General features: G+C 71.7%; 22 protein-coding genes. 12 read left to right on the top strand and 10 right to left on the bottom strand.

What is annotated here, in order from left to right:
* The first annotated feature begins 21 nt into the window (after positions 1 to 21).
* Positions 22 to 1,356, top strand: a complete 1,335-nt coding sequence (gene ccrA / locus ABD944_RS25190; RefSeq protein ID WP_345180432.1) for a crotonyl-CoA carboxylase/reductase — start codon at positions 22 to 24, stop codon at positions 1,354 to 1,356.
* Positions 1,357 to 1,525: 169 nt separating this feature from the next.
* Positions 1,526 to 2,407 (top strand): carbohydrate-binding protein, encoded by an 882-nt coding sequence (locus ABD944_RS25185; protein ID WP_345180430.1) that lies wholly within the window; start codon positions 1,526 to 1,528, stop codon positions 2,405 to 2,407.
* A gap of 1 nt (position 2,408) precedes the next feature.
* On the opposite strand, the gene ABD944_RS25180 is transcribed toward ABD944_RS25185, so the two are convergent.
* Entirely contained in the window at positions 2,409 to 2,861 is a 453-nt protein-coding gene (locus ABD944_RS25180) for an Lrp/AsnC family transcriptional regulator (protein ID WP_185029243.1), read from the bottom strand.
* Positions 2,862 to 2,969: 108 nt separating this feature from the next.
* Between ABD944_RS25180 and ABD944_RS25175 the strand changes: the two genes are divergently transcribed.
* Positions 2,970 to 3,578, top strand: a complete 609-nt coding sequence (locus ABD944_RS25175) for a LysE family translocator (RefSeq protein WP_345180425.1) — start codon at positions 2,970 to 2,972, stop codon at positions 3,576 to 3,578.
* 135 nt (positions 3,579 to 3,713) lie between these two features.
* Positions 3,714 to 4,631, top strand: coding sequence for a hypothetical protein (locus ABD944_RS25170; protein ID WP_345180423.1), 918 nt, complete (start codon positions 3,714 to 3,716; stop codon positions 4,629 to 4,631).
* A 171-nt stretch (positions 4,632 to 4,802) separates the two neighbouring features.
* Here ABD944_RS25170 and ABD944_RS25165 read toward each other — a convergent pair whose 3' ends face one another.
* Together ABD944_RS25165 and ABD944_RS25160 are read right to left on the bottom strand one after the other, a co-directional pair.
* Positions 4,803 to 6,800 (bottom strand): glycoside hydrolase family 15 protein, encoded by a 1,998-nt coding sequence (locus ABD944_RS25165; protein ID WP_345180420.1) that lies wholly within the window; start codon positions 6,798 to 6,800, stop codon positions 4,803 to 4,805.
* Between the two features lie 439 nt (positions 6,801 to 7,239).
* Positions 7,240 to 8,253, bottom strand: coding sequence for an ABC transporter permease (locus ABD944_RS25160; protein WP_345180418.1), 1,014 nt, complete (start codon positions 8,251 to 8,253; stop codon positions 7,240 to 7,242).
* Between the two features lie 236 nt (positions 8,254 to 8,489).
* Here ABD944_RS25160 and ABD944_RS25155 point away from each other — a divergent pair, with 236 nt between their 5' ends.
* Complete coding sequence (locus ABD944_RS25155) at positions 8,490 to 9,809, top strand: PucR-like N-terminal domain-containing protein (RefSeq protein WP_476692261.1); 1,320 nt, start codon at positions 8,490 to 8,492, stop codon at positions 9,807 to 9,809.
* Here ABD944_RS25155 and ABD944_RS25150 read toward each other — a convergent pair whose 3' ends face one another.
* Positions 9,810 to 10,070, bottom strand: a complete 261-nt coding sequence (locus ABD944_RS25150) for a hypothetical protein (protein WP_345180415.1) — start codon at positions 10,068 to 10,070, stop codon at positions 9,810 to 9,812.
* A gap of 126 nt (positions 10,071 to 10,196) precedes the next feature.
* On the opposite strand from ABD944_RS25150, the gene ABD944_RS25145 reads away from it, so the two are divergent.
* Positions 10,197 to 10,946, top strand: coding sequence for a GntR family transcriptional regulator (locus tag ABD944_RS25145; protein ID WP_345180412.1), 750 nt, complete (start codon positions 10,197 to 10,199; stop codon positions 10,944 to 10,946).
* Positions 10,943 to 11,497 carry an NUDIX domain-containing protein gene (locus ABD944_RS25140; RefSeq protein WP_345180410.1) on the top strand — a complete coding sequence of 185 codons (555 nt, stop codon included), beginning with the start codon at positions 10,943 to 10,945 and terminating at the stop codon, positions 11,495 to 11,497. Before ABD944_RS25145 ends, ABD944_RS25140 begins: the two co-directional genes overlap by 4 nt.
* On the opposite strand, the gene ABD944_RS25135 is transcribed toward ABD944_RS25140, so the two are convergent.
* The 3 genes from ABD944_RS25135 to ABD944_RS25125 all read right to left on the bottom strand — a co-directional run bounded on the left by ABD944_RS25135 (position 11,475) and on the right by ABD944_RS25125 (position 14,770).
* Positions 11,475 to 12,545, bottom strand: a complete 1,071-nt coding sequence (locus ABD944_RS25135; protein ID WP_345180407.1) for a HAMP domain-containing sensor histidine kinase — start codon at positions 12,543 to 12,545, stop codon at positions 11,475 to 11,477. The genes ABD944_RS25140 and ABD944_RS25135 overlap by 23 nt on opposite strands.
* A complete protein-coding gene (locus ABD944_RS25130) occupies positions 12,542 to 13,228 on the bottom strand; it encodes a response regulator transcription factor (RefSeq protein ID WP_345180405.1) in 687 nt (228 codons plus the stop codon). Before ABD944_RS25130 ends, ABD944_RS25135 begins: the two co-directional genes overlap by 4 nt.
* 72 nt (positions 13,229 to 13,300) lie before the next feature.
* Positions 13,301 to 14,770, bottom strand: coding sequence for a glutamate-cysteine ligase family protein (locus ABD944_RS25125; RefSeq protein WP_345180403.1), 1,470 nt, complete (start codon positions 14,768 to 14,770; stop codon positions 13,301 to 13,303).
* A gap of 161 nt (positions 14,771 to 14,931) precedes the next feature.
* Between ABD944_RS25125 and ABD944_RS25120 the strand changes: the two genes are divergently transcribed.
* Positions 14,932 to 16,275, top strand: a complete 1,344-nt coding sequence (locus ABD944_RS25120; RefSeq protein ID WP_345180401.1) for a sensor histidine kinase — start codon at positions 14,932 to 14,934, stop codon at positions 16,273 to 16,275.
* A 47-nt stretch (positions 16,276 to 16,322) separates the two neighbouring features.
* Here the strand turns inward: ABD944_RS25120 and ABD944_RS25115 are convergent, their stop codons facing one another.
* On the bottom strand, positions 16,323 to 16,871 hold the full coding sequence (locus ABD944_RS25115) for a YceI family protein (RefSeq protein WP_345180399.1): 549 nt from the start codon (positions 16,869 to 16,871) through the stop codon (positions 16,323 to 16,325).
* A 238-nt stretch (positions 16,872 to 17,109) separates the two neighbouring features.
* Here ABD944_RS25115 and ABD944_RS25110 point away from each other — a divergent pair, with 238 nt between their 5' ends.
* Together ABD944_RS25110 and ABD944_RS25105 are read left to right on the top strand one after the other, a co-directional pair.
* Positions 17,110 to 17,904 carry a L,D-transpeptidase gene (locus ABD944_RS25110; protein WP_345180398.1) on the top strand — a complete coding sequence of 265 codons (795 nt, stop codon included), beginning with the start codon at positions 17,110 to 17,112 and terminating at the stop codon, positions 17,902 to 17,904.
* Between the two features lie 87 nt (positions 17,905 to 17,991).
* Positions 17,992 to 18,717 (top strand): hypothetical protein, encoded by a 726-nt coding sequence (locus ABD944_RS25105; RefSeq protein WP_345180396.1) that lies wholly within the window; start codon positions 17,992 to 17,994, stop codon positions 18,715 to 18,717.
* Between the two features lie 70 nt (positions 18,718 to 18,787).
* On the opposite strand, the gene ABD944_RS25100 is transcribed toward ABD944_RS25105, so the two are convergent.
* Complete coding sequence (locus tag ABD944_RS25100) at positions 18,788 to 19,759, bottom strand: GlxA family transcriptional regulator (RefSeq protein ID WP_345180394.1); 972 nt, start codon at positions 19,757 to 19,759, stop codon at positions 18,788 to 18,790.
* Between the two features lie 97 nt (positions 19,760 to 19,856).
* Here ABD944_RS25100 and ABD944_RS25095 point away from each other — a divergent pair, with 97 nt between their 5' ends.
* Entirely contained in the window at positions 19,857 to 20,780 is a 924-nt protein-coding gene (locus tag ABD944_RS25095) for a dienelactone hydrolase family protein (protein ID WP_345180391.1), read from the top strand.
* Positions 20,781 to 20,822: 42 nt separating this feature from the next.
* Here the strand turns inward: ABD944_RS25095 and ABD944_RS25090 are convergent, their stop codons facing one another.
* Positions 20,823 to 21,734 (bottom strand): alpha/beta hydrolase family protein, encoded by a 912-nt coding sequence (locus tag ABD944_RS25090; RefSeq protein WP_345180388.1) that lies wholly within the window; start codon positions 21,732 to 21,734, stop codon positions 20,823 to 20,825.
* A 102-nt stretch (positions 21,735 to 21,836) separates the two neighbouring features.
* Here ABD944_RS25090 and ABD944_RS25085 point away from each other — a divergent pair, with 102 nt between their 5' ends.
* Entirely contained in the window at positions 21,837 to 22,406 is a 570-nt protein-coding gene (locus tag ABD944_RS25085) for a TetR/AcrR family transcriptional regulator (protein WP_345180385.1), read from the top strand.
* Positions 22,407 to 22,447 lie beyond the last annotated feature (41 nt).

Raw genomic sequence — 22,447 nt, 5'->3', positions numbered from 1 at the left:
CGTTCCACGGAGGACTTCCCCATGGCCCACCCCGGCCCGTCCCACGCCCTGCTCGACGCCGTCCGGTCCGGCGCGAGCGGTCCCGAGCTGCAGGAGATCGACCTGCCGACCCGCTTCCGCGCGGCGTTCACCCGCAAGGACGAGGTCGGGATCTTCGAGGGCCAGACCGACAAGGACGTGCGCCGCTCCCTGCACGTCGGCGAGGTCGAGATGCCCGAGCTCGCGCCCGACGAGTGCGTCGTCGCGGTGATGTCCGCCGCGATCAACTTCAACACCGTCTGGTCGGCGATCTTCGAACCGGTCCCGACGTTCGCGTTCCTGGAGAAGTTCGGCCGGCAGGGCTGGTACGGCGCCCGGCACGACCTGCCGTACCACATCCTCGGCTCGGACGGCTCGGGCGTCGTCGTGCGCACCGGCAGCGGCGTGAAGAGCTGGAAGGTCGGCGACAAGGTCGTGCTGTCCCCGTCCTACGTGGACGAGGAGGACCACGGCTCCTACGACGACGGCATGATGTCGGAGAGCCAGCTCGCGTGGGGCTTCGAGACGAACTTCGGGTCGCTCGGCGAGTACTGCATCGTCAAGGCGAACCAGCTGATCCGCAAGCCCGCCCACCTGACGTGGGAGGAGGCGGGCTCCAACACGCTGTGCGCCGCGACCGCCTACCGGATGCTCGTCGGGTCGCACGGCGCCCGCATGAAGCAGGGCGACGTCGTGCTGATCTGGGGCGCGACCGGCGGGCTCGGCTCGTTCGCGACGCAGCTCGTGAAGAACGGCGGCGGCATCCCGGTCGCCGTGGTCTCCTCCGAGGAGAAGGCCGACATCGTCCGCTCGCAGGGCTGCGACCACATCATCAACCGCAACGACCTGGAGCTCGGCGAGCAGGGCCTGCGGCACCCGAAGGCCGGCCGGATGCTGGGCGAGGCGATCCGCCGGCTCGTCGGCGAGGACCCCGGCATCGTGTTCGAGTACCTCGGCCGCGAGACGTTCGGCGCGTCCGTCTACGTCGCCAAGCGCGGCGGCAAGATCGTCACCTGCGGCTCCTCCACCGGGTACCGGCACGAGTACGACAACCGGTTCCTCTGGATGCGGCTGAAGAGCATCATCGGCTCGCACGGCTTCAACTACCACGAGGCCGTCGAGATCAACCGGCTGATCGGCCTCGGCATGATCCACCCGACGCTGTCGAAGGTCTTCCCGCTGGACGAGGCGGGCGACGCGACCCGGGCCGTCCAGACGAACCAGCACATCGGCAAGGTCGCGGTCCTGTGCGGCGCCACCGGCGAGGGCCAGGGGGTGGACGACCCGGCGCTGCGCGAGCGCATCGGCGAGGAGAAGCTGAACCTCTACCGCCGCTGAAACGCGTGCGGGACGGGCCCGGAGCGCGGGGCCCGTCCCTTTTCTTCTACGCTTTCTGAAGGCGGGTTGAAAAACGTTTCGTTGACAGTATGAGGCGCGGATAGCGATTCTTTGGGACGGCACCAGCGCGCGCTAGCAGACCGCCCCCCCCGCAACAAGGAGTCGCGTGATGCAGCGTCGAACCCTGCTCGCCTGCGCCGTTCTCGCCGCCTTTACCGCCATTCCCGCCGCGAGCGTTTCCGCGGCCCCCTCCGCTCCCGACCCGACCGCCCCGAAACGCGGGCACGTCGCGGGCGCCCGCACCTTCGTCCCCGACGCCCGCAACGCCCGGGCCGTGCAGAGATTCCGCGACCTGCACCGTTCCCGCCTGCGCCGCGAGCAGATCCACCACTTCTGGGGCGTCGAACCGGCCGCCGGCTCCCACGACGGGCTGACCGCCACCCACAGCGTCGACACGAGCTATCGGGTGTCCAACAGCGCCGACTTCACCTACACGCCCACCGTCAAGGCCGCCGGGTCCTGCATGGAGATCACGACCGTCTACTCCCAGGTCGTCGGAAACGAGATCTGGGCCTGGGACTGGTGCGGCGGCAACGGGCCCGCCAAGGAGGTGAAGATGGACGCGAACTTCCTCCGGACCTACACCAAGAGCGTGAACGGGCGCCCCGCCTACAGCGTCCAGCTCGTCAGGACGAACGCCTCCACCAACGCGTGGTCGGCGTACCTGTACAACTACACGACGAATTCCTGGAGCCTCTTCTACAGCAAGTCGGGCCGGGACACGAGCTCGCTGACCTATGGCTGGGACATCTTCGAGATCTACGCGTCCCGCGACCCGAGCACGGGCAACGCCTACTACTGCGCGGACGCGAAGAACGTCGTCTTCGAGAGCAGTTCCATCCAGCTCCGCAGGAACGGCGCCTGGAGCCCGGCGACCGCCTCGGACTCGCCCTGGCAGCCGACCGCGACCCCGAACCCCCGCGACTATCTCTGCCCGTCCCTGCAATTCGTCCGCGCCGGCGCGAACGACCACTGGATCGTCAGGCAGTAGCTCAGGTGGGCAGCGGCCGATCGTTCACGACGTGCTTCATCACCAGCGTGGAGTTCAGCCGCTGCACCCCCGGCAACGCCGCGAGGACGTCGTCCTCCAGTTCCTGATAGGCCTTCAGGTCCGCGGTGACGATGCGCAGCAGATAGTCGGGGTCGCCGAAAAGGCGCTGGGCCTGCACCACCTCCGGCACCCTCGCGACGGCGGCCTCGAAGCCGAGCAGCGTGTCGCGGTCCTCCTGCCGCATGGTGACGAAGACCAGCGCCTGGAAGGTCAGGCCGAGCGCGGCGGCGTCCACGACCGCGCGGTACCCGCGGATCGTGCCGCCGCGCTCCAGCTCCCGCAGCCGCCGGTGGCACGGCGAGACGCTCAACCCCACCCGCGCCGCCAGTTCGGTGACCGTCAACCGGCCGTCCTCCTGGAGCACGGCAAGGATCTTCCGATCGATGGCGTCCACAAAGCAGATTCTTCCACAAAAGGGTTCTGAACGGCCAAAAGTCGAAACCATTTTCCGCCAGTTCGAACGTATTCTCCCCGTAATGGCCGCCAGAAGGGGAGGAATGCGATGGCAGCGGGATCGGTGCTCGCGTTCTGGGCGGTGTCCCTGCTGCTCATCGCCGTCCCGGGCGCGGACTGGGCCTTCACCCTCTCCACCGGACTGCGCGGCGGCGTCGTACCCGCCGTGGCCGGGCTGGTCACCGGCTACGCCGTGGTGACCGCGATCGTCGCGGCAGGCGTCGGCGCGCTGGTCGCCGGCTCCCCGTCCGCCCTGACGGCCCTCACCGTCGTCGGCGGCCTCTACCTCATCTGGCACGGCGTGACGACCTTCGCCCGCCCCGGCCCCCTCGACGTCCGGACCGGCACCGGCACCGGCTGGGGCACCTTCCTGCGCGGCGTCGGCGTGAGCGGCCTCAACCCCAAGGGCCTGCTGATCTTCCTGGCCCTCCTGCCCCAGTTCACCGATCCGCGTGACGCCTGGCCGGTCCCCGCCCAACTCGCCGTCCTGGGCCTGACCTTCATGGCCACCTGCGCCGCGTTCTACCTCTGCCTGGGCACACTGACCCGCACCATCCTCAACCCCCGCCCCGCAGCCGCCCGCACGATCACCCGCCTCTCCGGCGCCGCGATGACCACCCTGGGCACCTGGCTCCTCCTCCCCCACCTACTCCCCTGACCAGCACAACAACCGCCCTCCCCGGCCAGCTCGATAGCGCGATCGAGCTATTGCGATCCTCTCTGCCATGGCACGCGGGGACCCAATCGACTCGATAGCTCTACGTTGCCAAGTGATTACTCTTAGCTTGCTTTCATGCCCACCAACGAACACGAGCTGCCGCTGGAGATGGTCCGCAACAGGCCACAGCTCGTCCCCGAGATGTTGCGGAGCGTCTTCGGACTCGACGTGTCCACCAACGCGCGAGCCACGCTGGCGTCGGAGTCCTACGCCGACACCAACCCTGCTGAACTGCGCTGCGACGCCACCGTCCTACTCGGCGACCCGAAGTCCCCCGTTCTGGGCGTCGTGGTCGAATCCCAGCTACGAGCCTTACGCCAGAAGACCTACAGCTGGCCCGCCTACCTGGCGTCGCTGCGCCTGCGCCGCCGCTGCCCCGTGGTGCTTCTCGTCCTGTGCCCGGACCAGGCCACGGCACGAGGATGCGCCGTCCCGATCGACATGGGACACCCCGGTTGGGTGCTCAAGCCCCTGACCGTCCATCCCGAGATGCTGCCCCCCATCACCGACCCGGACCAGGCCCGCCGCCTCCCCGAACTGGCGGTCCTCAGCGCCCCCGCCCACGCGGACGGCCCGCAGTCGGAAGCCGTCCTCCGAGGCCTCTCCGCCGCCATCGGCTCACTCACCGGCGACACCGGAGCGCTCTATCATGACTACGTAATGTCGCGGTTCTCTGACGCCGCCCGCAAACTCATGGAGGACATAGTGAAGCTCGACAACTACGAGTGGCAGTCAGAGTTCGCCCTCACCCACCGCGCCGAAGGGTTCGCGGAGGGGTTTCGCCAGGGGTTCGCCGAGGGGTTCGCCGAGGGGTTGGCCAAGGGGTTGGCCAAGGGGCTGGCCAAGGGGCTTCTTCTCTTGCTTGAGGCGCGCGGGCTTGATGTCTCTGCGGGTGTTCGTGCTCGGGTCGAGGGGTGTAGCGATTCCGAGCAGATCGAGCGGTGGATCTGGCGTGCGGTCAGTGCTGATTCGGCTGAGGATCTCTTCGACTGAGGGCTTGGTCTGGGGGCTGGCGCGTCGTTTTACACAAGAGTCCGGCTCGTGCCCCGAAGGGTACGAGCCGGACCGGTGTTCTGGTGTGGTCGTGCCGACCCGTGCCCGAAGGCACGGGCCGGCACGATTCACTTGCTGCCGTACCGCGAGTTGCACGGTGCGGCTGGTGTGCTAGACCGCCTCAGCGGCCAGCGCCTCCTCGATCTCGGCCATGAGGGCCTCGAAGAGGAGAGCGAACCAGATGATCGCCTGGTAGACGTACGCCTGGTTCAGGTTCCCGAGGGCGTGGCCCTCGGGGGTGTTCTCCTCGGTGGCCTGCCGCACCCGGTTGAGGATGCCCATCAGCTCCCCCATGAGGGTCTCGGCACGTCGGGGCATGCCGAGCAGGAGGAACACGATGGCCAGCCAGCCCGTGATGTTGTTGAACAGCCCCTCCTCGGCGAGGGAGATGCCGTCCTGGAACTCGGCCGCGTGGTAGCGGACGTGCCCCTTGCCGACGCGGAGCCCCTTGAGGGGTCCCGCGGCGGTGTGGGGCGCGTCGATGGCGAGCGCCGTGGCGCGCACCAGCTCCTCGTCCACGGACTCGAAGATGTCCGGCGCCTGCATGAAGGCGAGGAGGATCGACGAGTCCAGCACGGGCATGTCGGGCGCGGCCACGATGACGCCGTGCTTGACGCACTCGTCCCGCACCCACGGCATGACCTTGGCGGCCAGGGCCTTGTACTCCCGGGCCTTCTCCTGCTCCCCCGCCATCTCGAAGATCTTGGAGAAGTAGGCCAGAGCCTGGCCGTTGAGGATCTGCGCCGAGGCGTAGACCCGCAACTTCGCGCCGTTCTCCTGGTTCTCCGCGGGGCGGATCTCCCAGACGCCGGAGCACGGCTCGAACATGGCCGCCCTGGCCTGCACGGCCAGGGACGCCACGAACTCCAGGTCGATCAGACCCTGGAGCGCCAGGCGGTAGCACACCTCCGCCGCGTACGAGATCCAGTCGTGCTGCTTCTGGTCGCCCGCGCCGTTGCCGACGCGGTAGACCGAGCCGCGGTGACCGATCCCGGGGATGACGACCTCGAGGTTGCTCGCGACGTTGCCGCCGTCGACCTCGTGCATGATCGCCAGCCTGCGGCGGATGTCGTGCAGCTTCTTGTACCACTGGTAGCGCGCCAGGAGGACCTTCGGGTCCCCCGCGTCCGTCAGGCTGAGCACCGTCAGGACGCCATCACGCTCCCAGTCCTTCAGGTAGTCCCAGCACCGCACGGCCTGGCCGAGCCGCGGGTCGTCCTCCGGGAGGCTCCGGGTGGCGGCCGCGTAGAACGAGCCCCCGTTTCCGAAGCCCAGCAGCCGCAGGTTGATCGCGCTTCGGAGCGCGATCTCGGCGTACTTGCCGCGGAGGTTCCGCAGGCTCTGGACGTACTTCAGCCAGCCCTTGTCGGACTCGACGATGAGGCGCTTTGCCTCCTTGTCGGTCCGCGGCGACAGGCTGTCGTGTCCTCCGACCGCGAAGAAGGCGGACTTCTTGGCCTTCAGGAGCAGAGACCCCCTGACCGAGGTCCCGCCCTCCTCGAACGTGAGGTGCATGTTGGTCGTGAAGAACATCTTCACGTTCCCCACGGTGGCGACGCACTCCGTGAAGCCGCGCCCGGATCGCAGGACGGTCCACTGGACCGGCTGCTCGCCCGCGTGGCCGTAGCGGAGGCGGAAGTCCAGCGTGGCGGTGACGCTCCCCCTCTCACAGGTGAGCCTTCGCACCAGCTGGTTGCCGTCGGGGGTCGTCGGGGACCCCACCATGACGGCCTCCTCCCTGGCCTGCCCCGTGGGGCTCGTCCAGGTTGACACCAGGGTGGCCGAGTTGGCCTTGAACCGGATGTCCGTCGGACGGTCCTCACCGGCCACGCCGAGCCGGAACGCGGTGGTCTTCGATCCGTCGTACAGGCCGTTGCAGACCGGCACGCCGTGCCCGAAGGGAACGTTCCACGAGCAGACGTTCCCGGCGAAGTCGAAGACCGCGAGGCGGCCGTGGCCGTTCCCGATGACGGCGGTGTCGCCGATGTCGGGGGACGTGTACTTGCGGCCGAGGGCGTCGGCGATGCCGGCGACCACGGCGGTTGCCGCGGCGTTTGCGGGGCTGCGCCACCGCATCCGCTGCAGCAGTACTGAGAGCTCGCTACGCATAGCGTTCTCTCCTCTCTGGGTTGTTGGGTGTGTTGCGTGCGCCACGTGAGGTGGCACACATTCGTGACCGTCCGTGGATGTCAGACGGAAGCAACACAGCCGACACACGCAGGACCCACGGGCGTTACCGTCCCGCCTCTCACACCGGCTTGATCATTGTTGGGGGAAACGGGGAGGTGATAAGTTGCCGCGCTTCGGCGGAGCGGGAGCCCGGTTCCGGGACGGCGCGAAGCCGGCCGGACGGGCGCGGCGCGCGAAGCCGCCAGGCACGATGAGGCCCGTGGCGCCGATCATGCGTGGAGGGCGGTCACCGTCCGGAGTGGTGCGGTCCGCAACGCGTCCCGTCGTCAGGGGCGCCAGGACGCCGGTTTGGCCGTATCCGGCCAACCTGAAGGATTCGGGCGCGAAGCCTCGGTTGAGAGCGATACGGCCGCGGGGGTCAGGCGAGTCGCACGCGGGGGTCTATCACCGCGTAGAGCAGGTCGACCAGCAGGTTGAGCAGGACGATCGAGGCGGACGTGAGCAGGGTGACGCCCAGGACCATGGGCAGGTCGCCGCTCTGGACCGAGCTGAGGGCGAGTTGTCCGAGGCCGGGGATGCTGAAGGTGTTCTCGGTCAGCACCGCGCCGCCGATGAGCAGGCCTAGGTCGAGGCCGAAGACCGTGATGATCGGGGTCAGGCAGGAGCGCAGCGCGTGCCGGGTCACGACGGACCTCTCCGGGACGCCCTTGGCGCGGGCGGTGCGGATGTAGTCCTCGGTCATCGTCTCCAACATGCCGGCCCGGGTGAGCCGCGCGTACATGGCCGCGTAGAGGAACGCGAGCGTCACCCAGGGCAGGACCAGGGCGTGGAACCACGTCAGGGGGTCGTCGGTGAGGGGCCGGTAGCTGCCGCCGCCTGGGAAGACCTTCAGGGTGTAGGAGAACAGCGCGAGGGAGACCAGGCCGGTGAAGTAGATCGGCAGCGAGACGCCGCCCAGCGCGATGATCATGGCGGCGCGGTCCCAGGCCGAGCCTCGGCGCAGCGCCGACAGGACGCCGGTGGCGATGCCGCCCGCGAGCCAGACGACCGCCGCGCCCAGGGCCAGGGAGAGAGTCGCCGGGGCCCGGTCCAGCAGTGTTCCTAGGACCGGCTGGCTGCTGCGGAACGAGTAGCCGAGGCACGGCGCCGGGCAGTGGTCGGTGACCGGGCCGGCGTCGTAGTCCGCGCCCGCGACGATCGACTCCAGGTAGTGGCCGTACTGCACGACGACCGGGTCGTCGAGCCCGAGCCGCTCCTTGGTCGCCTCGATCGCCTCGGCGGTGGAGGCCCGGCCGACGTAGGCGGCGGCGATCTGGTCGGTGCTCTGCCCGGCCAGCTTCGGTAACCAGAAGAAGATGCCGAAGGTCACCAGAGTGATCAGCAGGAGCATGAGGGCGGCGCCGATGAGGCGCCGGACGAAGTAGGCGAACACGTGTCCCGGTCCCGTCCGCCCGGCCTCGCACCGGGCCTGAACCCAGGATGAGCACCCTGTTGATCAGGGCGGTCTCGGGGAAGTCACGGAACCGCTTCCCCGGCCGGAGAAGTTTGTGAATTTTTCTCACGTCACCGGCCGAACCTGGTCGTTCGCCGACCTAGACTTTGCGCCTCGGGCACGTCGCGGGTCATGATTTGCCCCACACAGGTCCCATAAGTAAGTAATTACCCCGTGTGAACGGCGCGCAACGCAGGGGGACGGAGCTGGGAGGTTCTGTGGCGAACGACGGTTCGACCACCAGCGGGCGCCCGTGGGCGGATCTGCCGAGGGAACTGGCGGATCACATGCGACCCCACCTCGACGAGGTGGCGGACGACATGATCCAGGAGATTCAGACGCGCGTCAGGGAGTACGACCGGCCGGGGGACGGCTCCTACTCGGGGACCCTCCGGCTCGCCGTGGAGCGCGTGCTCCACTTCTTCGTCGAGCGGGTGGCCGACCCCGGCCACGACCCCGCTCCGGTGACCGACTTCTTCCGCGCCATCGGCCGCGGCGAGGCGGGCGAGGGACGCAGCCTCGACGCGATGCAGACGGCGATGCGGGTCGGCGGCATGGTGGCGTGGCGCCGGATGACCGAGGGCGCCGAGGCGCTGCAGGTGCCGCCGCGCACGCTCGGCGCCGTCGGCGAGGTCCTGATGCAGTTCCAGGACGAGCTCGCGCACGCGGCCGCCGAGGGGTTCTCGCAGGCCAAGGCGGCGGTCGCGGGGGAGATGCAGCGCCGCCGCAAGCGCCTGCTCGACCTGCTGTTCGCCGACCCGCCGGCCGCGCAGGAGGCGATCGCCGACCTCGCCGCCGCCGCGCATTGGCCCGTCCCGCGGACGGTCGCCGCGGTCGCGCTCGGCCGGCACCACGCCGACACCCGCCAGCCCGCGTTCCCGCCGGACGTGCTGGCCGACCTCACCCGCCGCACCCCCAGCCTGATCATCCCCGACCCGGACGGCCCCGGCCGCGCCAAGCTCGTGGACCGCGCCCTGTCCGGGACGCTCGCGGTCGTCGGCCCGACCGTCCCGCTGATGGAGGCGGCGCGCTCGATCCAGTGGGCGCGCAAGACGCTGTGCCTGGTCCAGCGCGGCGTGATCGAGGCCGACAGCGGCGTGATCCGCAGCGTGGAGCACATGTCCACGCTGATCCTGTTCCAGGACGAGGGGCTCATCACCTCGCTGGCCGACCTGCGGCTCGCGCCGCTGGCGCACCTGCGGGCCAGCCAGCAGGACCGGCTCGCCGAGACGCTGCTGGCGTGGCTGCAGTCGGGGCGCAACGCCAACGAGGTCGCGATGAGGCTGCACGTCCACCCGCAGACCGTCCGGTACCGGCTGCGCCAGCTGGAGGAGCTGTTCGGCGACCAGCTCCTGGACCCGGACCTGCGCTTCGACCTGGAGATCGTGCTGCGCGCCCGGGCGCTGCTGGCCGACAACGCGGGGGAGCGGATCATGCCGCCGGCCCGTGCGGCGGTCGGGGAGTCGGGCGAGGTCGTCAGCCTGCGGCGGGGCTGATCAGGGCTGCGCGGCGTGACGGGAGGACCGCAGCCGCTCGGCGGTGGCGACGCGCTCGGCCAGCCGGGTCTGCGCGTCGCAGAGCAGCCAGAGCTCGCCCTCGTCGGCGGCGACGATCTCTTCGAGGCAGCCGTTGAGGAGCTGGTAGTCCGACAGGGGGGTGACGCGGGTCGCGCGCAGGCCGGCGTCCGAGCGTTCGCTGTGCCAACCGGGCATGCACATGGTCGCCGACATGAAGCGGGGCTCCCTCGGTCGGTTCATGGTAGGTCTACCATAGAACCACCAAACACTGACCACAATGCGTTCGCGGCAACCCCAAGAGGGGGCGGGAGCGAGTGGGATCTGTACGGTATGAGGTCAATGCACCGACCTGGAGCAGGATCTGGTATGCCGCGACCCCCCGCGAAGGCACAGGCGATCAGCAACGCGCTCGCCGCTCGTATCGTCGAGGGCGAACTGGACCCGGCGGCCTGGCTGCCGTCGGAGCGCGAGCTGGCGCGCGTGTACGAGGCCGACCGCTCCACCGTCCGGCGGGCGTTGCGGCTGCTGGCCGAGCAGGGCCTTGTCCGGCTGCGGCACGGCGCGGGCGCGCAGGTGCGGGAGGCTCCGCGGGTGCGGCGCGCGGCGTCCGACATCACCCGGCAGGTCGGGGGGTGGCGCGGGTTCCACGTGTCGGCGCGGCGGGACGGGCGCACCCCGTTCACCCGGACGGCCGTCGCCGAGGTGGAGGCCGATGACCGGCTCGCGTTCCGCCTGGACGTCCCGCCCGGGACGCGGGTGCTGGAGCGGGCGCGCGTCCAGGGCGTCGAGGGGGAGCCGCCGGTCCAGACGGCGACGACCTGGGTGATCCTTGAGATCGTGGAGGAGGTCCCGGTGCTGCGCGAGGTCGACACGGGTCCGGGCGGCATCTACTCCCGGCTGGAGGAGGCGGGCTACCGGATCACGTTCGAGGAGACGGTGACGTGCCGGCTGCCCCGCCCGGAGGAGCAGGAGGTCCTGGAGATCAAGCCCGACCAGCCCGTCCTGACGCTGTGGCGCCGGGCCCACGACCAGCGCGACCGGGTCGTCGAGGCCACCCACCGGGTGGTGGTCGGCGACCGGCACGAACTCGTCTACCGCTACGGGGCGGGCGTGTGAGCGGCGAGGAGCGGCCCGCCGTGCGCCAGGTCGCGTCGCGGGTCGTCTACGAGAACGCCTGGATGGTCGTCCGGGAGGACGAGGTCGAGCGGCTGGACGGCTCGCGCGGCATCTACGGGGTGGTCGACAAGCCCGACTTCGTGCTGGTCATCCCGGTGGAGGGCGACGGGTTCCACCTCGTCGAGGAGTACCGGTACCCGATCGGCAGGCGCACGTGGAACTTCCCGCAGGGCTCGGCCCCGGGCCGGCGCGAGGCCGACCCGGAGGAGCTGGCCCGGCGGGAGCTCGCCGAGGAGACCGGGCTGCGCGCCGGGACGCTGCGGCGCCTCGGGTACCTGCACTGCTCGCACGGGACGAGCGGTCAGGGCTTCACCGTCTTCGTCGCGTCCGACCTGGAGGCCGGGGAGGCCGACCGGGAGCCCGAGGAGCAGGACATGCGGCAGAAGTGGGTGACGCGGGAGGAGTTCAGGGCGCTCGTCCGGGACGGCCGCATCACCGACGACTCCACCCTCGCCGCGTACGCCCTGCTCACCATGGACTCGACCGGGTAGCGGGGTCCGGGGGGATCACGACCCGGATGCGGCAGCCGCTCGGGGTGTCCATGACGGTGATGTCGCCGCCGTGCAGCTCGGTGGCCCAGTTCGCGATGGCGAGGCCGAGCCCGGTGCCGCCGCCGGGGGTGCCGGCGCCGGACGCGGAGCCGCGGGAGAAGCGCTCGAACACGCGGGCGCGCTCCTCGGGCGGGATGCCGGGCCCCTCGTCGGCCACCTCGACGACCAGTCCGCCGGCCGGGTGCGAGGGACGGGCGGTGATCGTGACGGGGCGGCCGTCCGGGCTGTGCCGGGCGGCGTTGTCGAGCAGGTTGGCGACGACCTGGTGGAGGCGGTCGCGGTCGGCGGCGGCGCGCAGGCCGGGCGTGACGTCCGGCTCGAACACCGCCTCCGGGCGGCCCGCCCGCGCCTCCGCGACGACGTCGGCGACGAACGCGGCGACGTCGAGGTCGGTCACGTCGAGCGCCGCCGCGCCCGCCTCGACCCGCGACAGGTCCAGGAGCTGGGTGACGAGGCGGCCGAGCCGCTCGGTCTGGTCGAGGGCCGTCTCCAGGACGTCCGGCGTCGCGGGCGTGACGCCGTCGGCGACGTTCTCCAGCACCGCCCGCAGCGCGCTGATGGGGGTGCGCAGCTCGTGGGAGACGTTCGCGACGAACTCGCGGCGCTGCCGGTCGACCTCGGCGAGGTCGGCGGCCATCCGGTTGAACGCCTGCGCCAGCTCCCCGACCTCGTCGCGCGAGGTGGCGCGCACCCGGCGGCTGTAGTCGCCGCGCGCCATCGCCCGCGCCGCCGCGGTCATCTCGCGCAGCGGCGCGGTCATGCCGTGGGCGAGCAGCTGGGTGACGACCAGCGAGAGGAGCACGCCGACCGGCATCGTCTGCCGGGCGCGGAATCCGAACGGGTACCCCCACAGCACGATCAGGACGGCGACGCACGCGGTCACGACGACCACGACGCCGAACTTCACCTTGATCGACCGGAGCGGGTCCAGCGGCCTGGGCAGCCGCGCCCACAGCCGGCGGGCGAACCGGGCGCCCTCGGCGGTCACGGCGCGGCCTCCAGGCTGTAGCCGACGCCGTGCACGGTGCGGATCAGCTCCTGGCCGAGCTTGCGCCGCAGCGCCTTGACGTGGCTGTCGACGACCCGGGTGCCGGACGCGTCCGCCCAGTCCCACACCTGCTCCAGCAGGACGGCGCGGGTGAGCACCGCGCCGCGGTTGCGCAGCAGGCACGCGAGCAGGTCGAACTCGGTCGGGGTGAGGTGCACCTCGCGCCCGTCGCGCCGCACCCGGCGGGCCCGCTGGTCGACCTCCAGCTCTCCGACGCGCACCGGGCCGTCCCCGGCGTCCATCGCGGGCCGCTCGACGCGGCGCAGCACGGCGCGGATGCGCGCCACGAGCTCGCGCATGCTGAACGGCTTGGTCACGTAGTCGTCGGCGCCGACGCCGAGGCCGACGAGCAGGTCGGTCTCGTCGTCGCGCGCCGTCAGCATCAGCACGGGCACGGGACGTTCCGCCTGGACCCGGCGGCAGACTTCGAGGCCGTCGAATCCGGGCAGCATCACGTCCAGCACGATGAGGTGCGGCTCGTAGGCGCGGGCGCGCTCGACCGCCGACGGCCCGTCCCCGGCCGTCTCGACGCCGAACCCCTCGGCCGCCAGCCGGTCGGCCACCGCCCGCGCGATCGTCGGCTCGTCCTCGACGACGAGGACGCGCGTCTCGTGTGCACTCACGCCACCCGACTCTAGAAGGCCGGTTCGGGGAGGCAGGGTGTGATTTGTGCGGGAGCTGTGAAGATCTTCGGGTTACCAGGTGTGCACGGGCTCGTTGTCGCGCAGGTGCTCGACGTAGGCGCGGGTCATCATGCGCAGGGCGTCGTGGCGGCCGACGCCGTGCTCCTCCTCCAGGGTCCGCACGGTGTCGATCTGCCAGGCGGCCCCGGTCTGGCCGGTGACGCAGCGGCGCTCGATGATGCCGAGGAGGCGGTCGCGGCGGGCGGGGTCGACGCCCCAGCGGTCGAGGCCCTCGTGGGCGAGGGGCAGCAGCTTGCGCAGGACGAGCTCGGCGGCGGGCACCTCGCCCATGCCGGGCCAGTAGAGGGTCGATTCGAGGCCGTCGCGCGCGGCGCGGTGCAGGTTCTCCTCGGCGGTGGCGAAGGACATGCGGGACCAGACGGGACGGTCCTCCTCGGCCAGCATCCGGACGACGCCGTAGTAGAAGGCGCCGTTGGCGACGACGTCGGCGACGGACGGCCCGGCCGGCAGGACGCGGTTCTCCACGCGCAGGTGGGGGCGGCCCTTCACGACGGCGTAGATGGGGCGGTTCCAGCGGTAGATCGTTCCGTTGTGGAGGGTGAGCTCGCCGAGTTCGGGGATGCCGCCCTGCTCGAGCACCTCGCGGGGGTCCTCCTCGTCGCACAGCGGCAGCAGGGACGGGAAGTACCGGGTGTTCTCCTCGAAGAGGTCGAACACGGAGGTGATCCAGCGTTCGCCGAACCAGACGCGGGGGCGGACGCCCTGGCTCTTCAGCTCGTCGGGACGGGTGTCGGTGGCCTGCTCGAACAGGGTGATGCGGGTCTCGTGCCAGAGCCGGTGCCCGAACAGGAACGGCGAGTTGGCGCCCATCGCGACCTGGGCGCCGGCGATGGCCTGGGCCGCGTTCCAGTAGGCGCCGAACTCGTCGGGGCTGACCTGGAGGTGGAACTGGACGCTGGTGCAGGCGGCCTCGGGGATGATCGTGTCGGTGTGCATGCGCAGCGGCTCGGGGCCGTCGATGGCGATGCGCATCTCCTCCCCGCGGGCGGCGAAGATCTGGTCGTTCAGCATCTTGTAGCGCGCGTTGGCCGACAGGGTCTCCTCGCCGATGTCGGTGCGCCGCAGGGTCGGCAGGATCCCGATCATCACGAGCCGGCCGCCGACCTCGCGGGCGCGGTCGTCGGCGTGCGCGAGATGGTCGCGGACCTCCGTCTCCAGGGCTCCGGTGCCCTCGCCGCCGAGCTCGCGGGGCGGGATGTTGATCTCAAGGTTGAACTGGCCCAGCTCGGTCGCCCACGCCGGGTCCGCGATCGCCTTGAGCACGTCCGCGTTGCGCATCAGCGGGTCGCCGAGCGAGTCGATCAGGTTGAGCTCGATCTCCAGGCCTATGTGCGGGCGCTCGAAGTCGAACTGGGATTCGCCCAGCATCCGGGCCAGTACGTCGAGGCACCTGCGCACCTTGTCGCGATACCGCCGCCGGTCCTCGCCGCTGATGGCGACCGAAGCCACGTCCCTGCCCATGTGTGTCCGTCCCTGTACTCCGGAGGGAATCGTCATAAAACGGGATGTCCCAGTAAGCGAAGGTGAAAACACGGCGTGCAGTTTCGGGCTCCCCGTTTCGTGACCGGCCGGTAGCGTGTGTCGTCCTGCCGGGAAGCCGGTACGTCGGTCGTGGAGGACCCATGCGCATGCGCCCCCGGTCCATCCGGGCCAGGGACACGCTCGTCGCCGCCGTGATCGCCGCACTGGTGCTGGGCGTCACCGCGATCGGCGTGGACGTCGCCGTGCGCAGCACCGTCAAGGCGGAACTGCTGCGCCGGACGCAGGTGGACGCCCGGCGCGTCAGCGGCGGCGTGCGCGACGGGACGCTGGAGGGCGCGATCCGCGACGGCTCCCGCGGCCGCGTGCTGATCCAGGTCGTCGAGCCCGGCGGGCGGGTGACGAACGCCACACCCGCCGCAACGGACAGGCCGCCGGTGAGCAGATTCTGGCCGCCGAGCAACATGCGGGTCCAGGACTTCAGCGAGTGCCGCGGACGGTGGCCGCACCGCGAATGCTTCGTGGCCGAGGCCATCCGCGTGAGCACCGCGCCCGACTCCGTCGTCGTGTACGCGGCCGCGCGGCAGCCGTCCTACCTCGTGAACGGTCTGCTGGAGGGGATGCTCGGCTCGGGCGTGCTGCTGCTGGCCGCGGTCGCCGCGGGGATCACCTGGCGCGTCGTCGGCCGCACGCTCGGCCCCGTCGAGGCGATCCGGGCGCAGCTCGCGGAGATCAGCGCCACCGACCTCAGCCGCCGGGTGCCGCAGCCGCCGGGCCAGGACGAGATCGCCCAGCTCGCCCGCACCGCCAACGAGACGCTGGACCGGCTGGAGCGAGCCGTCGCGCGGCAGCGGCAGTTCGCCTCCGACGCCTCGCACGAGCTGCGCACCCCGATCGCCGGGCTCCGGGCCAACCTGGAGGACGCCTCCATGCACCCGGAGGACAACGACCTGCGGGGCGTCATCGCGTCGGCGCTGCGCGACACCGACCGGCTGGAGTCGATCGTCACCGACCTCCTCCTGCTCGCCCGCATCGGCACCGGCGGGACCGCGGCGCAGGAGCCGATCGACCTGGCCGCGCTCGCCGGCGCCGAGGTCGGCCGCCGCCCGTCCGAGCTGAAGATCGTCACCGAGCTGTCCCCCGGCGTCGTGGTGCGCGGGGTGCGGATGCAGCTCGTCCGTCTGCTCGGCAACCTTCTCGACAACGCCGAGCGCTACGCCGGGTCGCGGGTGACGGTGGAGGTGGGCAGGCGGGACGGGCGGGCGCTGCTCGTCGTCACCGACGACGGCGCCGGCATCGCGCCCGCCGACCGGGAGCGCGTGTTCGAGCGCTTCACCCGCCTGGACACCGCGCGCAGCCGCGGGGCGGGCGGCGCCGGCCTCGGCCTCGCGATCGCCCGCGAGATCGCCCGGGCGCACGGCGGGACGCTGCGGATCGAGGACCACCCGTCCGGCGCCCGGTTCGCCCTGCGCCTGCCCCTGGAATAGCGAAAGAGCCGCCCGGTGGGCGGCCCTTTCGTCAGTGGCGGGAGAGCTCAGGCGCGAACGGCCTGGACCTCCAGCTGGATGTCGACCTTGTCGCCGAGCAGGGCCTTGTCGCCCTTCAGCGGCACGTTGAACTCGATGCCCCAGTCCTTGCGGTTGATCGTGGTGGCGGCGGAGAAGCCGGCGCGGGTGCCGCCCCACGGGTCCTCGCCGACGCCGTTGTACTCGACCGTGAGGGTGATCGGGCGTGTGACGTCCTTGATCGTCAGCTCGCCGTCCAGGAGGTACTCGCCGTCCTGCGCGCGGACGCCCTTGGTCGTGAAGGTCATGACCGGGTGGTTCTCCACGTCCAGGACGTCCGAGGTCCGCACGTGGGCGTCCCGGTCGGCGTTGCGGGTGTCGATCGAGGCGACCTTGATCTCCGCGGTGGCGGTGGACTCCGACAGCTCCTCGGCGATCTGCACGGACCCGGTGAAGTCGGTGAACGTTCCGCGCACCTTGGTCATCAGGTGCCGGATCACGAAGGTGACCTCCGAGTGGGCGGGGTCGATGTTCCAGGTTCCGACGGTCAGCTCGGGGGCGACGGCGGCGATGCTCATGGGGTCTCCCTTGTCAAATGCTTGAATCTTCAACGAACACGTCGAAGGTTAGTTGAGGGTTCAAACAGCTGTCAATCCCCGCTTGTTCCCGGCCGGCCGCACGGATCGGCGAGGGCCCGCGGAGCACGGACCGCGATTCCTTCCCCACACCGTGCAACCTTCCCGTGCCCTCGCGCGTAGAGAGCGGGCACAGAGGCGTGCCGGAGCCCCTCTCCGGCGGGATCACTTGGAGTTTTTCGTGAGCGACGAACCACCGCGCGCCGCCGGGCGGACGGCCCGGACGGCGGCACCGGCCCTGCTGGTGACGGCCCTGCTCGTGACCGGCTGCGGGGGCGGCCACAAGGGGGCGTCCGCCGGCGCCTCCCCCGCCGGGGGCCTGGAGAAGCTGCCCGAGGCCACCACGTACACGACGCTGGACGACCTGCCGCTGGACGCGGCCCCGTCCGGCAAGAGCGACGGGACCGTGGTGCATCCGGACAACGCCGTCCCGGTGTCGGCGAAGCCGGGCGCGCCCGCCGTGGCGGAGCTGCCGAGCACCCAGCTCAAGGGCCCCACCTGGGTGCCCGTCCTGGAGAGCCGCCCGGGGTGGCGGCGGGTGCTGCTGCCGAGCCGCCCGAACGGCGTGACCGGCTGGATCCCCGACTCCGGCCTGAAGGCCGCGCGCAGCTCCAGCGCCGTCAAGGTGGACCTCGGCGACAGGAAGCTGACCCTGTTCCGGGGCGGCCGCCAGGTCGGCAGCTGGCCCGTGGCGGTCGGCGCGCCGAAGACGCCGACGCCCACCGGCCGGACGTTCATGCTCGCCTCGCTCGCCCCCGAGAAGCCCACCTACAGCCCGCTGATCCTGCCCGTCGGGGCGCACTCGGCCACCCTCGACACCTTCGGCGGCGGCCCCGGGACGGTCGCGTTCCACGGCTGGCCGACGAAGTCGGTGTTCGGCAAGGCCGTCACGCACGGCTGCGTGCGGGTGCCCGCCGACGCGCTGAAGCAGCTCGCCCAGGTCCCGCTCGGCACCCCCGTCCAGATCACGGACTGACGATCCCGCGATCCACCCGGCCGCACGGCCGGGCGGCCCGAACCCCACCCCGTCCCCCAAGAACACGAACCCCCTGAGGAGAGAACCGTGCGTTTGCAGGCACTCACCAAGTGCGCGGCCGTCGCCGGCGCGCTGGCCCTGCCGTTCGCCCTGTCCGCCGCCCCCGCCTCCGCCACCCCCGGCGGCGCCGGCTCGGCGGTCGCCATCTCCGCCACCGGCTCCGTCGTCGTCCCGCCGACGTCCTCGGTGGCGTCCTCGGCGCAGCGGCCCACCAGCAAGAGCGTGGCGGAGCTGCCCGCCAACCCGCTCGTCCAGGCGCGGCTGCTGAACGGCTCCGCCTGGGCCGGGCACGGCCGCGCGTCCGTCGCCGACCTGCGGGTCGCCAAGCTCGGCCTGTCCGCGCACGCCGTCTCCGCCAAGTGCGAGAACGGCACCGGAGTCTCCCACGTGGTGGGCGCGACGCTCGGCACCCGGGCGCTGAAGCTCGGCGCGACGCCCAACACCACCGTCACCACCGACCTGAAGGGCCTCGGCAACGTCACGGTCACGCTGAACAAGCAGGTCCGCGGGCACGACGGGAACCTCACGGTCACCGCGATCGAGGTGTCGGCGACCCTGGCGGGCAAGACGCAGACGATCAGCATCGCGTCCGCGAGCTGCGGCAAGAGCCGGCCGGGCCAGCCGGGGCAGCCGAGCCAGCCCGGTCAGCCGTCCCAGCCGTCGCAGCCGGGCCAGCCCGCGCCGCCTTCGGCCCCGCCCGGTGAGGCCCCCGCCCCGACCCCGGTTCCCGGCGACCTCCCGGTGACCGGCTGAGTCGAGCCGGCATGAGGCCGGGGTCCGCGCACTCAGGTGCGCGGGCCCCGGCCTTTTTGCGTGCGGGCCCTCAGCGTGCGGGACGCCGGAAGGTCGCGCGGTAGTCCTTCGGGCGCCGCCCGGTGTGCCGGGCGAAGAGGGCCGCGAAGGTCCCGGCGTCGCGGTACCCGACCGCGGCGGCGACGGTGGCGACCGTCCGGTCCGTGGTCTCCAGGAGATGGCGTGCGCGCCGGACGCGGGCCGACTGGAGGTACTCCAGCGGGCTCTGGCCCGTCTCGTCGGCGAAGCGCCGCAGCAGGGTCCGGGTGCTGACGTTGAACGCGTCCGCCAGCGCGGCGAGGTCGTACCGGGCGGCGAGGCTCTGGTCGAGGTGCCGCATGACCCGGCGGGAGAACTCGTGTCCGGGACGCGGAAGGAGACGGGCGTCGACGTAGGGGGCCTGGGACGAGCGCGCGTCGTCCACGAGCGCCATCCGCGCGGTCGCCCGCGCCACGCCGGCGCCACTGTGCCGGCGCACCAGTTCCAGGGCGAAGTCGTACATGGCGCTGAACGCCGCCGTGGTCGTCACCCCCGCGTCGGTGACGACCAGGAGGTCGGGCCGGACGTCGGCGCCGGGGCAGCGCCGGGCCAGCTCGTCCGCGAACAGCCACGCCGTCGTGGCCCGGCGCCGGTCGAGCAGCCCCGCCGCGGCGAGCAGGAACGCGCCGACGCAGATCGAGACCACCGCGCCTCCCGCGGCGGCGTGCGAGCGGACGGCCGCGATCTCCGGGGCCAGCCCGGCGAGCTTCGCGTCCACGTCGAGGCCCGGACGCAGCTCGAACCCCGGCACGACGAGGACGTCGACCTCCCGGAGCGGGGAGGCGGCCAGCGCCACGCCTCCCGAGGCGACGACGCGGCGGCGCGGCGAGACCACCGCCACGTCGTAGCCGGCGCGATCCGGACCGGCGACGTGCCCGGCCATCGTCAGCAGGTCGGGCACGCCGAACACCTCCGACGCGAAGCAGCCCGGATAGGCCAACACCCCTACCCGCAGCGCACCCACGCCTGCCTCCCGCCGTCACCCGCGATGGCGAGATTACCCCCGCACATGGCGATCCGGCCTCTCCCGGCAAGGCGTGCCGCCCGGCCACGCTGTCCCCATGAACTCCGAGGAATCGACGAGCGCTGAGAACACCCCCGGCGCCGACGAGAGCACGGGCGCCGACCAGAGCCCAGCCGTTGACCAGGCCACGAAAGCCGGCGTCGTGGCCGGTGCCGGCGGGCGCCTTGACGATGCGATCGCCGACTTCTCGCGGCGGCAGGTGGACGTGGACGGGGTGGTGAAGACGGTCCACGTCGCGGGCACCGGCCCGGCCGTCGTGCTGATGCCTGAGATGCCCGGCATCAGTCCGGACGTCCTGCGGCTGGCGCGGTGGGTGCGGGACGCGGGCTTCACCGTCCACGTGCCGTCGCTCTTCGGCCGCGACGGCGCCTACCCCACGGTCGAGGACGGCGAGCGGGTCGTCCGCCGGGCCTGCGTGAGCGCCGAGTTCCGGGCGTTCGCCGGGGGCGGCACCAGCCCCGTCACGGCGTGGCTGCGCGGGCTCGCCCGCCGGGCCCACGCCGAGTGCGGCGGGCCGGGGGTCGGCGCGATCGGGCTCTGCTTCACCGGGAACTTCGCCCTCACCATGGCGCTGGAACCGGCCGTCATAGCGCCGGTCGTCAACCACCCGTCACTGCCGCTGGACGACCCCGCCGGCCTGGAACTCGGCGACGACGACGCCCGCGCGCTCAAGGAGCGCGTCGCGCGCGACGGCCTGACCGTCCTCGCCTACCGCTTCGACAACGACCGGTGGTGCACAGGTCAGCGGTTCGCCGCCTACCGGGCTCTGCTCGGCGACGCCTTCGACGGACGTGTGCTCCCGGGCGGCGTCGCGAACACCGACCCGCCGCCGTTCTTCCGCGACGTGGTCGCGACCCCCCACAGCGTCGTCACCGCGCACCTCGTGGACGAGGACGGCCACCCCACCCTCCAGGCCCGAGACGAGATCCTCACCTACCTGACCGACCACCTGAAGCCGTAGAGGCCGTCTTCCCGAAAGCGCGACGGAGCAGTCCGGCCGGGCTCACTTGCTGGAGACGCTCCACGCGCCTTCACCGGCCGCGGCGGCGTCGCCGAAGGCGGTCCACGCGGTGTCGTCGACCTTGAGGGCGTCGAGGAGGTAGGCGGAGATCGCATCGGCGACGAGGGCGACGCGGGCGGGGTTCTCGTCGGTGGTCTCGGCGACCGCCTCGCCGGCGACGCCGCCCAGGGTGTGCTCGCCCTCGGCGACGACGAGCAGGCTCTTCGGGGACGGGCTGAGGCGGTAGGCGTCGGTGAACCACTCCGGCCCCCGGGTGGAGAGCCGCGACCGGTCCTCGCCGCCCGCGACGACCAGGGCCGGGGTGGTCATGGTGGAGTAGTCCGGCCTCATGAACGGATGGTGTTCGGCGGCGAACGGGGTGAGCGAGTCGCCGGTCCCGGTCGCGGCGATCAGCGCGCCGGCCGAGACCGCGGGGTGGGAGAAGTCCTCTCCGGGAACGCCGTCGGCGTCGAGCACGCGCGCGCCGAGGATCGCGCCGGCGGTCTGGGCGCCCCAGGAGTGGCCGACGACCGCGATGCGCTCGCGGTCGACGCGGGCCTCCAGGCCGCCGGCCTGGGCGAGGATGTCGCCGAGGCAGTCGAGGATCGCGTGAAGGTCGGAGATCCGGGCGCGCCAGATCGTGGCGAAGCGCGGGTTGTCCCAACCGATGGCGTTGCGGCGGGAGTCAAGGTGGGTGGGCTGCACCACGAGGAACCCGGCCGCAGCCCACCGGTCGACGAGGGGCTCGTACGCGTCCAGGGACCATGCGTTGCCGTGGGAGAACACGATGACCGGCAGGTTCCGGCCCGACATCGGGGCGGTGACCTTCACCTGCAGGTCGACGCCGCGGCCGGGCGCGGGGACGGTGATGGGCTTGACGGAGACGATCCGCTGGCCGAGCTGACGATGGGACATGGGAGACCTGCGCTTTCTCCATGGATCGCTCTGCCATACTTTGGCGGAGCACTGTTCCGCCAAAGTAGCGGAACATTGTTCCGCGAGCAAAAGGAGGGTCCCGTGCCGGAACCGGTCGGAGTGCGCCGAGCACAGGCGCAGCGCACCCGCAGCGGCGTGCTGGCGGCCGCGGCGGCGGTCTTCGTGGAACAGGGCGTCCAGGCGCCCGTCCGCGACATCGCCGAACGCGCCGGCGTCGGCGTCGGCACGATCTACCGGAACTTTCCGACCCGGGCGGATCTCGTCACCGCCGTCTACCGGCACCAGATCGACACGGCCACCGCACTCGCCCCCCGGCTCCTGGAGGAGTCGGCCTCCCCGTTCACCGCCCTGACCCGCTGGGTGGACGCGTTCGTCGAGTTCCTCGTGACCAAGCACGGTCTCGGAGCCGCTCTGGGGTCGGGGGATCCAGGGCTGGAGAACCTCCACGCCCTGATGCTCGACACCCTGGTCCCGGCGTGCGCGACGTTGCTCGATGCGTGCGCCACCGCCGGCGAACTCGGCCCCGACGTCTCCGCCTACACGCTCATGCGCGCCATCGGCAACCTCTGCATCACCGGCCCCGACTACGGCCAGGCCGACGCCAGGCGCATGGTCGCCACCCTCCTCACCGGATGCCGGCGCGAGGCATGAACCGGGGACGACCGATCACTCCAGATCCGCCTTCGGAGGAC

It is taken from the genome of Actinomadura verrucosospora, from assembly GCF_039540335.1.
GTDB classification, from domain to species: Bacteria; Actinomycetota; Actinomycetes; order Streptosporangiales; family Streptosporangiaceae; genus Spirillospora; species Spirillospora verrucosospora.
This window is presented reverse-complemented; position numbering and strand designations above follow the sequence as displayed.

Bases quoted from the DNA above. Each gene is read 5' to 3' on its own strand.
- ABD944_RS25170 (WP_345180423.1), top strand. From the start codon at position 3,714: ATGCCCACCAACGAACACGAGCTGCCGCTGGAGATGGTCCGCAACAGG.
- ABD944_RS25120 (WP_345180401.1), top strand. From the start codon at position 14,932: ATGCGCATGCGCCCCCGGTCCATCCGGGCCAGGGACACGCTCGTCGCC.
- ABD944_RS25090 (WP_345180388.1), bottom strand. From the start codon at position 21,734: ATGTCCCATCGTCAGCTCGGCCAGCGGATCGTCTCCGTCAAGCCCATC.
- ABD944_RS25165 (WP_345180420.1), bottom strand. From the start codon at position 6,800: ATGCGTAGCGAGCTCTCAGTACTGCTGCAGCGGATGCGGTGGCGCAGC.
- ABD944_RS25125 (WP_345180403.1), bottom strand. From the start codon at position 14,770: ATGGGCAGGGACGTGGCTTCGGTCGCCATCAGCGGCGAGGACCGGCGG.
- ABD944_RS25115 (WP_345180399.1), bottom strand. From the start codon at position 16,871: ATGAGCATCGCCGCCGTCGCCCCCGAGCTGACCGTCGGAACCTGGAAC.
- ABD944_RS25145 (WP_345180412.1), top strand. From the start codon at position 10,197: ATGCCGCGACCCCCCGCGAAGGCACAGGCGATCAGCAACGCGCTCGCC.
- ABD944_RS25095 (WP_345180391.1), top strand. From the start codon at position 19,857: ATGAACTCCGAGGAATCGACGAGCGCTGAGAACACCCCCGGCGCCGAC.
- ABD944_RS25175 (WP_345180425.1), top strand. From the start codon at position 2,970: ATGGCAGCGGGATCGGTGCTCGCGTTCTGGGCGGTGTCCCTGCTGCTC.
- ABD944_RS25150 (WP_345180415.1), bottom strand. From the start codon at position 10,070: ATGAACCGACCGAGGGAGCCCCGCTTCATGTCGGCGACCATGTGCATG.
- ABD944_RS25185 (WP_345180430.1), top strand. From the start codon at position 1,526: ATGCAGCGTCGAACCCTGCTCGCCTGCGCCGTTCTCGCCGCCTTTACC.
- ccrA (WP_345180432.1), top strand. From the start codon at position 22: ATGGCCCACCCCGGCCCGTCCCACGCCCTGCTCGACGCCGTCCGGTCC.